Here is a 10,967-nt window from a genome sequence, read left to right as displayed (position 1 = left end):
CGGGCAGAAAAGAGCAAATAGCAATGGGCGAAAAGCGAAGGGCGACGAACGACGGCCGACGGGCGACGGGCAGAAAAGAGCAAATAGCAATGGGCGAAAAGCGAAGGGCGACGAACGACGGACGACGGGCGACGGGCAGAAAAGAGCAAATAGCAAAGGGCCAAGCGCCGCCCGTTTGCAATGCGATTGATGCTGTTTACAAACATTCGAGTCCTACAGATCTTCAGGCCTTATACTCTTTGCTCTTTGCTGCCCGTCGCCGTCGCCCGTCACTCTTCGCCGTCGCCCGTCGTCCGTCGCCCTGTCATCCGTCGCCCGTCGCCCGTCGTCCGTCAGAACTTCTTCCGGAACCGAATATCAAAGCCCAGCTCGCCGCGCTCATTCCGAATCCCGACTACTGAGAACCGGTTGCTCAACCGATACTCAACCAGCACCACACGATCTATTCCAGATACGCCCGAGGTGAGGTTCTGCGAGTAAGTCACCGTCAGGTCTTTTGCAATACGCTGACCGATCGTGATCCTGGCGGTCGGATCGCTGCCTCGGCCGACCAGCAGTGGATCGATCGAGAAGCGGCTCAGGCCGAACAATCGCTGCGTGCCTCGCTCAAGTTGCTCTGATAGCGATGCCGACAGAATCGACTGAGCAAGACCCAAGCCTGTTTGCCCCAACCCCGCAACGGTCGACGTATCGCCCCCGGAAATACTGCCGGTCAAGATCAGCGAGATGATGTCGGGCTCGGGCAACTCGGGATCGGATCTCACACTCGTCTGGAGCTTGGCGATCGTCCCGTTGAAGTTGATTGAAATGTGATAGCCCCGAATGTCGGACTCGGCCTGAAAGTCGATGGTCGGTTCGGCGCCGCGGCGGCCGGGTATGGTTATCAACGCGCGCGTCAAATCGTATCGGCCGTTTCTGAAGTTCAGGGTGCCTCGGGTCAACAGTATTCGCCCCGATGCCTGAGGGGTATCGGCCGAACCCCGCAGGTTTATGTAGGCGCTGCCGACCGCGTCGGCCAGATTGTTTTTTACGATCAGCGTGTTGTCGGCAGTGATGTGAAGATCCAGCACAGTTGGCAATCCCGATGGACCTCCCGAACCTCCGGGACCGGCTTCCAGAAAATCGGGCTGAAACGGACCGCCGGTGGTGATCAACTCTTCGAGGGTCAGGTCCCTGGTATAAGCCGCGCGCCTCACTTGCGCATTGCCACTCAGCACTTGCAGCTTTCGATTGCCCTCGAGCGTGACTTGCGCGTCCACCACGGTCTGGGTGTCCTTCGGATACTCGGCGCCCATTTGATCGGCTCTTGCTTCCAACCGCCACTGAACGGGCACAAGCCCCGACAGCGCAGCCCCGCCTTCTATCGAGATGGTCCCGCCGCCGGGGGTCGCTCCGACGAAGTTCTCGATTACTGCCTGATTCGATGTGAATCTGATCTGGCCATTTCCGCGGGCCATCGAAATCGGGAAGTCGAGTATGCGTATGCCGATATCGCGAAGATTCGCGACGCCTAACAACTGCGGCGATTCGAGCTGGCCGACGATCGAAGCTTCAACCTGCGCGATTCCGGTCGTGAAGATCGTTGGTGTGAATGACGACAAAAGCTTCAGGTTGATCTCGCCGTTGACCGCGAGCTTCGATTTCGCCGCGTCGCGAGAGAGAGTACCCTCCAGAGTTACGCTCGTGCCTTCGCCGGTGAACATCACTCGATTGAGCGTGACCTCGCGCGGGGTGGCGGTCAGCACGATGTCGCCTTGATTCGTAATCTTGTAGGTCTGCCGCTCCGAGATGGCCCCGCCGACTTCGAGCCTGGTGAGCGTTGCTACCGCCTGTATCTTGTCCGTTTCGAGCAGCGGACCGGAGAGCTTGATGGTGCCGGTCGCCTTGCCTTTGATGTCCGACAACTCGGGCGCGATCAACCCGAGATACGGGCCGATGTCCGCGTCGGTGAACTCAATGCTTGCGCTGATGGGATAGTTGTCGCGGTCGCGCAGATCGATCGTCGCCACCAGCGTGCGCTCCTGCTCCAACAGTCTACCCGACGCTTCGACCTTCAGGATGCCGCCCTCGGTGATCGCGACCAGCTTCGCGTCGCCGAAGTCGCGGCCTTCGATTGCAACGTTGTGTCCTTGAATCGTGGCGTTGAGTTGCACCTTGGACCAGTCTTCGGCCTTGCCCCACTGCCCTTGTCCCACAACGTTCACGTCCGCTTTGCCGGTGAGCGCAACACTGCCGGCGGCATCAGAGAGCTGAGCGAGGTCGATGTTCTTACCGTCGGCGTTGATCGAGTATTCGTAGGTGTCCAGGTTGTAGCTTCCCTGTCCTACGATCTGGCTGTCACCGACAATCATCTTCAGGTTCTGCACGCTGACTACGCTGTTTGACAGAGTGATGTCTCCGGTGAACTCGGACACCGAAATCTTTTTGACCTCTTCTCCTTCCTCCTGGGCCGGATTGAACTCGGCTCCGGCAAGAGTCAGCTTAGCAGTGCCCTCGACGGTGCGGGGACCGGGCAATCCTTTGAGGTCTACCGTGCCGTTGACAACTCCCCGGCTCACGAAGTCTTTAAGCCCCGGCGAGATCGCGTTCAGGATCGCAGCCAGATCGAAGTTCTGCACGTTGGCTTTGATCGCGATGTTGTCTTTGGCAGGGAGCGGCGCGTTCACGCTGAAGTCAGCGCGGGAACCGTCCGGACGCACGAGCGCGGCGTTGTCCACGCGAACCAGCGAGGGCGTGTAGACGAGGTCGCCTTCAAATGAACCGGTTTCTTCGTCGTGCGATTTTATGCTTGCGAGCTTGAGGTGGCCCGATACGCCTGGCGCGGAAAATTTGCCTTCCACCCGGCCTTTGAACTCGCCTTCGCCCGCTAGCGCGATCTCGTATTGTTCCTTCAAGTCGTCAGGTATCAGACCAAAGGCGTCTATCGCGCGCTGGACTTCGGACATGTCCGCGGATTTGAAGTTGACGTCCAGCGATCCGGCGCCATCCCAATCGACCGCGCCAGCCAACGTCAGATCGCTTTGATTCGAGCGAACGTATGCGCGTTCGATTCTCAAACCGCCGCGGCCCGTGGCCACCAGACTGATCTCTCCCTGGGCGGGCGAGGCATCTCCCTGTTTCTCCGAAGGCGAGACGGCCGCATCGAACGTTGCCGCTATCTTGCCGGTCGCGGCTTTGTAGTCTAAACGCGGAAACGTGAGTTGAGCGCTTCCGTTGGCAGTGCCTCTCACCGTAACGTCTTTTGCAGACGCGAGCGTGGCAACCTGATCGAGGTCAATTGACTTGAACTCGGCATCGACGCGGGATGAGCCGCCGCCGTAGGCAAGCGTCGCCGAGCCCGAGATGCTTCCGCCTAAAGTTCCCGCCGTGAACCTGGACAAATTCACTTTGTCGCGATCAAAGGAGAGCGCGCCCTTGAGGGAATTCATCGTCACCTGCCCGCTCTTGAGCGATGCGAGGTTCAACAAGCCGGTCACATCGAAGTCGCCCGCCTTACCCTTCACTGAGTCTGTAAACGTAATCGAGCTGGTGGTCAAACCTGCTCCGCTGATCCCGGTCGACGTCAGGCTCACTTTTCCCTTGTACTCGTCCTCGCGTCCGCTGACCTGGGTCCTAACGCTAAGGCCCGCGACGCGTAAGCCGGCTACCGAAACCGTCTTCGACTCGATGGAACCCGACGCGCTATAGTCGGCGCCCGTCCCTTCAATGTGCCCTTTGAATCCAACCTTGCCGTTCATTTTCGAATCGGGCGCGAACACGCGCGAGATTTGATCGAGCTCGGCGGCGGCTTGGACATCCGTGAAAGCGTATTTGAGAGGCTCGAAGCTTTCGACCTTGCCGTTGACTTTTATTTGGCCGAGATCGGAAGTGATCTTGAACTGCGGATCGTCCTTTCCGTTACCGTCCTTCAGGCTAAGGATCTCGGCGTTTTTATCCGTGACGTGGGCCAGGATATTCACGGTGATGTTTTCAATCTTGCGCCCTTCGACGGTCGCAGTTGCCTTGGTGAATCCGAACTCGAGCCTGTGGTTCAGCCTGTCTTCAATCGAGGCGGGCTCCAGAGGAACGAGGTGAACCGCCATATCACTCACCTGGGCGCTGAGGTGGCGCCGGCGGTCGACGAAGTTGACCTCGCCATTTGTCATCTGGAAATTCGAGGTGAGAAAAGTAATGCTTTTTTCTTTGACTTCTTTTTTGGAAGGAGGCGCGTGCAGCACGTCGAGGTTCAAACGCCCCTGCTCATCGTGCTCGATCCACACGCGTGGATGAATGATTTCGACCTGGGTGATTTGGATTCTTTGATTCAGGTATGAGAGCACAGAAAACTGGGCTGAGAGGCTGTCAATTGTGCCGAACGGATCTTTCCCGTCGCCGGCGCGCAGCTCTATGTTTTTGAGGGTGACGCGATAGCCGCGAAGATCCAGATGCGACTCGCCAATCGTCGCGGTGATGCCGACGTCGGCCAGAGCCTCGACTACCTGCTCTCGCAGATAGGTGTCGAGTCGCCCGCTGCGGATGTAGACGAAGACCGCGATTAGCAGAAGCAGTACCAGGCTTAGCAGGGAAACCGCGCCGATGAGTAATTTTCTGCGCATGGACTAGTAGACTCCGCGAAAGTCACAAACCAGAATCTAGGATGTTGGCTTCAGTTAGCATTCCCTTGACCATGCAACTGCCAGTAATGGGTCGTGAATCTCAAGCTCGCGGTCGGGAAGGGTGGCTTGCCCCCGCTTCTTCGCTTTGAAAGCAACCTCGAGTTTCAACAAGTACAGCGGGGGCAAGCCACCCTTCCCGACCTGTGATCTTTTCACCGTACCTTTGACCTTTCACCGCATCGCAAATCGCGCGCGCTTCATCACTAGACCTTCACCTCTAAACTTTCGTCAGCAGATGCCCAAGCTTTTCCTTCCGCGCACGCAGTACTTTTTCATTGGACTCGTTAGGCTCCATCTCGATCGGGATGCGGTCGGTGATTTCGAGACCGAATCCTTCGATGGCCGCGCGCTTCACCGGATGGTTGGTTATCAGCCGCATCCTGCGCACTCCAAGGTCGTGGAGAATTTGCGCGCCGATGCCGTAGTCGCGCGGGTCCATCTTGTGACGCCCGACCACCGCAGCGTCAGCTTCGACTGTATCCTTGTCTTGCTCGTCCATTAGCCGGTATGCCTTGAGCTGATTCACAAGTCCAACTCCCCGCCCCTCCTGTTTCAAGTACAACAGAGCGCCGCGGCCTTCTCCGGCGATCACCTCCAACGAGCGATGAAGCTGCCAGCCGGTATCGTCCCGCACCGAGCCAAACACGTCGCCAAGCACGCACTGCGAATGCACGCGCACGGGCATGCTGTCGTTCGGATCAATCTCGCCCATCACCAGCGCCAGGTGAGTATCCTGATTTATGTCGTTAGTGTAGGCGATCGCGCGAAACTCCCCGTATACGGTCGGCACTCGCGCTTCCCCGGCGCGGTGCACGAGCACTTCATTCGCCATTCGATAACTCACGAGATCGGCGACTGTAATAATTTTGATGCCGTGCAGCCGGGCGAACTCACGCAACTCAGGCAAGCGCGACATTGTGCCGTCATCGTTCATCACTTCACAGATCACCCCCGCAGGCGTCAGCCCCGCGATGCGAGCCAGGTCCATCACGGCTTCTGTTTGACCCGGGCGCACGAGCACGCCGCCGTTGCGCGCCCGCAGAGGGAATATGTGCCCCGGACGCGCGAGGTCCGAGGGCTTCGTTCGCGAATCCACCGCAACTTGAATCGTCGTCGCTCTGTCCGCGGCTGATATGCCTGTAGTCACGCCGCGCCTCGCTTCGATGGAGACGCAAAAGGCGGTGCCCCTGTTTGCGGTGTTGTCGGATTCGGAAACCTGCAACGGTATTTGAAGCTCATCGAGCCGCTCTTCAGTCAGCGACAGGCAAATCAGCCCGCGGCCGTAGCGCGCCATGAAGTTGATGATCTCGGGCGTAACTTTCTCGGCGGGACAGGCGAGGTCCCCCTCGTTCTCGCGGTCTTCGTCATCGACGATGATGACTACGCGCCCCGCGCGAAAGTCTTCAATCGCTTGTTCGATGGTTGCGAATGGCATGTATGCTCCAAAGTTCGGTGAGGCAGCCTTCCCTTCTAATAACCCTTCTCAACCAGATACTCCAAGGTCAGCTTGCTATCAGCCGTTGCCGGCGCTTCCCTATAAAGCATCAATCGCTCGACGTACTTCGCCAGCACGTCCACTTCAATGTTCACCAGGTCGCCTCTCTTCAAGTCGCGCAGGCTGGTCTCACGCCAGGTGTGCGGAATAATCGCCACTTCGAACCAGTCGTCGCCGAGTCCAGCCACGGTCAGGCTGATCCCGTCAACGGTTATCGATCCCTTCATTGCGATGTAGCGTCCAAGCTCGCGCGCGAACTTGAACCGCATGCGATATGCGTTGCCTTCGGGCGTCACCGATATAAGCTCGGCGGTGCCATCGACATGCCCTTGAACCATGTGTCCGCCTAATCGTTCGCCTGCCGCGAGCGCTCGTTCGAGGTTCACTCGGCTTCCGGCGTGAAGACCGCCCAGCGTCGAGCGTTTCAGTGTCTCGATCGAAACATCGGCGCTGAAGAAGTCCGCGCCAAGCTCGATCACCGTAAGATCAACCCCGTTTATAGAGATCGAATCGCCGATGCGAGTCCCTTCCAGGACCTGCCTTGCTTCGATCATCAGGAATGCCCCATCAGCGCGTCGTTGGATACGGCGCACTCGGCCCACTTCGACTATGAGTCCGGTGAAGATTCCCATCTTTCGATTCAGGATGCGAGGTGAGTGCTCGATCCGTCACCCCCGGCAACGCACCGTCGGCGAGGCGAGAAGCAGGTGAGCTTTGCTATCAAGTCGTCTCCGCTGCGAGAACTATTTCAAGGCGTCCATTGATACGTGTTCCAGTCTAGCTTCGCGTTCTCACAATTTCAAGCACCCGCTCTATCACTCGGTCCAGCGTCAGACTCGACGTATCAATAAAGACCGCGTCATCCGCTTTCACCAGCGGCGTCGCTGCGCGTTCGCGGTCGCGCTGGTCGCGCTCTTCAAGCTCGGCTCTGATCTGCTCGACGGTCACGTCCCGGCCGCCCGCGCGCTCTTCGTCGCATCGCCTGCGCGCCCGCCGTTCGAGCGAGGCATCGAGGAATATTTTCACCTGAGCATCCGGGAACACCTTTGTGCCGATGTCGCGCCCATCCATCACGACGCCGCCCACCTTCGACATCTGTCTAAGCTTCTCGACGACGGCATCTCGCACTTCAGGGATGGTTGCGACGACGGATGAAGCGTGGCTCGCTTCGGGGAGACGGATCTCCGCGGTCACGTTGCGGCCGTCGAGAAAGACTCGCAGGTGGTCGGGGTCGCCTTCGAGCTTGACGTTCGAGTCTCGAGCGAGCCGCGCAACCGCGGACGCGTCTTCGAGTGATGTATTTGTTAAAAGTGCTTTGTAGCCTACGGCTCGATAGACGGCGCCCGAGTCGATGTACAGATAACCCCGTTGGCGCGCGATGGCTTTGCCAACGGTGCTCTTACCCGAGCCTGAAGGTCCGTCGATGGCAATGACTAGTTTATCCATTGGTTATCGCCAAGAATAGACCACGGATCATACGGATGCGGCGGATTAATACGGATCAATTCAGTGTGAACCCGTCGAATCCGCATGATCCGTGTTCTTTTCTCGCAGCGCCTCACGAATGGCTCCCAGAGCCGTCTCGCAGTCGCGCTGCGAAACGTCTTTGTGCGTCACCATGCGCATCTCGCGCGCGTTGATCCCGTTAGCTAGCACGCCGCGCTGCTTGAGCTTCGCGGAGAATTCCGCCGTCGTCTGTCCCGTGCCGGCTATGTCAAAGACCAGGATGTTCGTTTGCACTCTATCGAGGTCAATCCTAACGCCGTGATTCTCGGCAAGCCCTCTCGCCAACAACTGTGCGTTCGCGTGGTCCTCTTCGAGCCGCGCAGTCATCTTCTCGAGCGCAACCAATCCCGCGGCCGCCAGCACGCCAGCTTGCCGCATACCTCCGCCTAGCATTCTGCGAACCGGCACGGCCCGATCGATGAATTCGCGCGAGCCTGCGATCATCGAGCCAACCGGCGCGCCGAGCCCCTTCGATAAGCAGAACATCACCGAGTCAAACAACGCAGCGATCTCGGCGACGCCGCGCTTGAGGACTATTGCGGCATTGAAGATGCGCGCTCCATCCAGATGAACAGGCAGGCCCAACCCGTGAGCGCGCTCGGCGATCTCTTGCATCCGCTCGAACGACATAACAGTGCCGCCGGCGAGGTTCTGGGTGTTCTCGACTGCAACAAGGCCGGTCTGCGCGAAGTAAGAGCTGCGAGGCCGAATGGCGGCTTCTATAGACTCCCAGTCCATCATTCCATCCGGACATCGAACGGGGTGTGCAAGGACGCCGCTGATAACCGCCATTCCCGCCATCTCCATGTTGAACATGTGACTTCGCTCTTCGACGATGACTTCCTGGCCGGGTTGGGTGTGAAGTCTCACCGAGATCTGATTGCCCATGGTGCCCGAGGGCACGAACAGAGAAGCTTCCTTGCCAACAATCTCGGCGGCGCGTTCTTGCAGTCGGCGGGCTGTCGGGTCTTCGCCGTAGACATCATCGCCAACCTCGGCACGGGCCATTGCTTCTCGCATTTCATCGGTTGGCTTCGTAACCGTGTCGCTTCGCAGATCGATGTAGTTCACTGGTCCACTTCCTTGGTTGTATGTATCGGCTCAGCAAATCATCTCACCAAGCCAGGTGGCGCTCCTTCGCAGATTTCACATCCAGGTAACTCAGCCGCTTCGGGCTAAGGCGAATGACTTTGCCGATTCTGTCAACTTTCTTTCGGAATTCCTTGTGCCGCAACAATCGGACAATATACTCTGCCGACTCTTTGGGTGGAACATCCAGATGAATCAAGCAGTATCGGGCGTGAACCAAAGAGCGTGAGTAGAAATCCTTATCACGCGTGAAGAACGTTGGGTTTCTAAGATTGTGCAGCAGTGGGATCACATCGTTCAGGTCTTTCATTCCCGACCGCCCGATGTCGCTGCCGATATGTCTAAAGTGAACCTTCAACGAACGGAGGTGCTCGCGCGCGACGGCATCAATGTTCTCATCAAGGATGTTCACGCAGCACGCTGCCGTTTGTCAGTCCTTCGCTTGGGAGTTCTACCAACCAGCGCGTCGCCCGCCAAACGCACAGCTTCGGCGATCGCTTCGCGGCTGACCTTTCGGTCGAAGGCGGAACAAATCCAGTCCCAGTCTTTTCCATCGGCGACATAGTAGAGTAAGTCCTTGACAAGTATGCGCGTTCCCCTGATCGTGAGCTGTCCATGACAAATCTCAGGATCGGCAACGACGTATTCGCCCATCTCTTTTCGTCTCTGCGATTTCATTAGTCGCGCTCCCTGATGCACATTATCAACGGTGAATTTAGCACAGCACCGACAGCGCAACAACACTCGACCTTGCCCGCTCCCTTGTTTGCAATGACGTTCGGGCTTGTAGATAATCAGCCCGTCGCGCGCGGCCCATCTGCGACAGACTCATAAGTTGAGAATCACAAACCATGATCAATCTATCTCCGCAGGTCTTCCAGGAAGCAAAGGCCCGAGTGGCGCCTCACGTCTATCACACTCCCCTTCTGACGTCGCGATTGTTGAGCGAACAAACCGGTTTCGATATTCGCCTCAAAGCCGAGATCTTTCAGCGAACCGGTTCCTATAAGATCCGCGGGCCGCTCAACAAGTTCGCGCACCTCTCTGACGACGAGCGGCGCCGAGGGGTGATCTGTTCATCGGCCGGCAATCACGCTCAAGGTGTCGCGCTCGCCGCGAAGCTGAACGGCATGCGCGCGGTCGTCGTGATGGCTGAGAACGCGACGCCTTCCAAGATCGAAGCGACTCGTGCTTACGGCGCCGAGGTCGTGTTACACGGGATGATTTGGGATGAGGCAAACGAAAAGGCAAAGCAGCTCTGCGAAGAACGCGGTCTTACCTACATCCATCCGTTCGACGATCCACACTTGATAGCCGGGCAAGGGACTCTCGGGTTGGAAATATACGAAGACTTCCCCGAAGCCGAAGTAGTAGTTGTTCCAATCGGCGGAGGCGGGTTGATCTCCGGCGTCTCGATGGCGCTCAAGGGGTTGAACCCACAAATAAAGATCGTCGGCGTGGAATCGTCCGGGGCGCCGGCTATGAAGTTGAGCGTCGAGCAAGGCCATCTGGTAACGCTCGACACGGTTGACTGCGTCATCGACGGGCTAAAGGTGAAGCGAGTCGGCGAGCACACGTTCGACGCAGTTCGCCAGTTTGTTGATGAAGTGGTCGCTCTACCCGATTCAGAGATATTCGAAGCGCTGATCTGGATCATGTCGCACTGCAAGCTGGTAGTCGAAGGCGCTGCTGCCGCATCGGTGGCCGCCGTCTTGAAGGGCCTGGTCAAAGCGCCTCGCGGTTCAAAGGTCGTGTGCGTGCTGAGCGGCGGGAACTTGAACCTGCAACAGCTCAAAGGATTAAAGTGGAATTGATCAGAACTGTGCTTGAGGCCCGAATCACCGCCAATGATTGGTTGATGGCTCATCTGCCAGATCGTTTTGCTGCGGGGATACCCGAACACGACCCGGCTCTGTCAGGCTGGCGAGTTCCCATTTGGCTCTCGTACCCTCAGCTCGAACCGCTTGGTCCTGTCGGGGAACTGGTGATTACGGAATCGACCGGCAACGTGCTTGTGTACACGCCGATTGATATGAAAGATCGCGCGACCAGGCTTTACGAACAGCATCGTGAGCAGATCGAAGCACCGCTTCTTTAGACAAGAAACGCGCTATTCGTGTGCGCCTTTGTTTGGTAGTGTCCTTATCTTGTGTTGATATTTGCAGGTGCCCTGGAGCACGACACCGATGACGGGCGACGGAATATTTGGACTGCGGCGGCCT

General features: G+C 57.9%; 10 protein-coding genes. 3 read left to right on the top strand and 7 right to left on the bottom strand.

What is annotated here, in order from left to right; translation table 11 throughout:
* On the top strand, positions 1–190 hold a 190-nt coding region (locus tag AABO57_28615; GenBank protein MEK6289698.1), incomplete at its 5' end, for a hypothetical protein.
* A 142-nt stretch (positions 191–332) separates the two neighbouring features.
* On the opposite strand, the gene AABO57_28610 is transcribed toward AABO57_28615, so the two are convergent.
* From AABO57_28610 to AABO57_28580, 7 genes are all read right to left on the bottom strand, one after another.
* Positions 333–4,595 (bottom strand): translocation/assembly module TamB domain-containing protein, encoded by a 4,263-nt coding sequence (locus AABO57_28610; protein ID MEK6289697.1) that lies wholly within the window; start codon positions 4,593–4,595, stop codon positions 333–335.
* A 277-nt stretch (positions 4,596–4,872) separates the two neighbouring features.
* Positions 4,873–6,090: a 3,4-dihydroxy-2-butanone-4-phosphate synthase gene (gene ribB, locus AABO57_28605; GenBank protein MEK6289696.1), complete on the bottom strand. Its 1,218-nt coding sequence runs from the start codon at positions 6,088–6,090 to the stop codon at positions 4,873–4,875.
* A 35-nt stretch (positions 6,091–6,125) separates the two neighbouring features.
* On the bottom strand, positions 6,126–6,776 hold the full coding sequence (locus AABO57_28600) for a riboflavin synthase (protein MEK6289695.1): 651 nt from the start codon (positions 6,774–6,776) through the stop codon (positions 6,126–6,128).
* A gap of 151 nt (positions 6,777–6,927) precedes the next feature.
* On the bottom strand, positions 6,928–7,596 hold the full coding sequence (cmk, locus tag AABO57_28595) for a (d)CMP kinase (GenBank protein ID MEK6289694.1): 669 nt from the start codon (positions 7,594–7,596) through the stop codon (positions 6,928–6,930).
* Between the two features lie 60 nt (positions 7,597–7,656).
* Complete coding sequence (locus AABO57_28590) at positions 7,657–8,727, bottom strand: GntG family PLP-dependent aldolase (protein MEK6289693.1); 1,071 nt, start codon at positions 8,725–8,727, stop codon at positions 7,657–7,659.
* Positions 8,728–8,770: 43 nt separating this feature from the next.
* Complete coding sequence (locus AABO57_28585) at positions 8,771–9,157, bottom strand: hypothetical protein (protein MEK6289692.1); 387 nt, start codon at positions 9,155–9,157, stop codon at positions 8,771–8,773.
* Entirely contained in the window at positions 9,154–9,423 is a 270-nt protein-coding gene (locus AABO57_28580; GenBank protein ID MEK6289691.1) for a DUF433 domain-containing protein, read from the bottom strand. The genes AABO57_28585 and AABO57_28580 overlap by 4 nt, the downstream gene beginning before the upstream one ends.
* 173 nt (positions 9,424–9,596) lie before the next feature.
* Between AABO57_28580 and ilvA the strand changes: the two genes are divergently transcribed.
* Both ilvA and AABO57_28570 read left to right on the top strand, forming a co-directional pair.
* The gene (gene ilvA, locus AABO57_28575; protein MEK6289690.1) at positions 9,597–10,559 is read left to right on the top strand and encodes a threonine ammonia-lyase; all 963 of its coding nucleotides are present in this window, start codon (positions 9,597–9,599) and stop codon (positions 10,557–10,559) included.
* Positions 10,550–10,843 (top strand): hypothetical protein, encoded by a 294-nt coding sequence (locus AABO57_28570; GenBank protein ID MEK6289689.1) that lies wholly within the window; start codon positions 10,550–10,552, stop codon positions 10,841–10,843. The genes ilvA and AABO57_28570 overlap by 10 nt, the downstream gene beginning before the upstream one ends.
* The last annotated feature ends 124 nt before the right edge of the window (positions 10,844–10,967 follow it).

The sequence above is a fragment of the Acidobacteriota bacterium genome (genome assembly GCA_038040445.1).
GTDB lineage: Bacteria > Acidobacteriota > Blastocatellia > UBA7656 > UBA7656 > Onstottus_A > Onstottus_A frigus.
The sequence above is the reverse complement of the archived record's forward strand: the minus strand, read 5'-3'. Positions and strand labels throughout refer to the sequence as shown.

Excerpts from the sequence above, each read along its gene's own strand:
- AABO57_28610 (MEK6289697.1), bottom strand. The coding sequence starts at position 4,595 with ATGCGCAGAAAATTACTCATCGGCGCGGTTTCCCTGCTAAGCCTGGTA.
- ribB (MEK6289696.1), bottom strand. The coding sequence starts at position 6,090 with ATGCCATTCGCAACCATCGAACAAGCGATTGAAGACTTTCGCGCGGGG.
- cmk (MEK6289694.1), bottom strand. The coding sequence starts at position 7,596 with ATGGATAAACTAGTCATTGCCATCGACGGACCTTCAGGCTCGGGTAAG.
- AABO57_28580 (MEK6289691.1), bottom strand. The coding sequence starts at position 9,423 with ATGAAATCGCAGAGACGAAAAGAGATGGGCGAATACGTCGTTGCCGAT.
- ilvA (MEK6289690.1), top strand. The coding sequence starts at position 9,597 with ATGATCAATCTATCTCCGCAGGTCTTCCAGGAAGCAAAGGCCCGAGTG.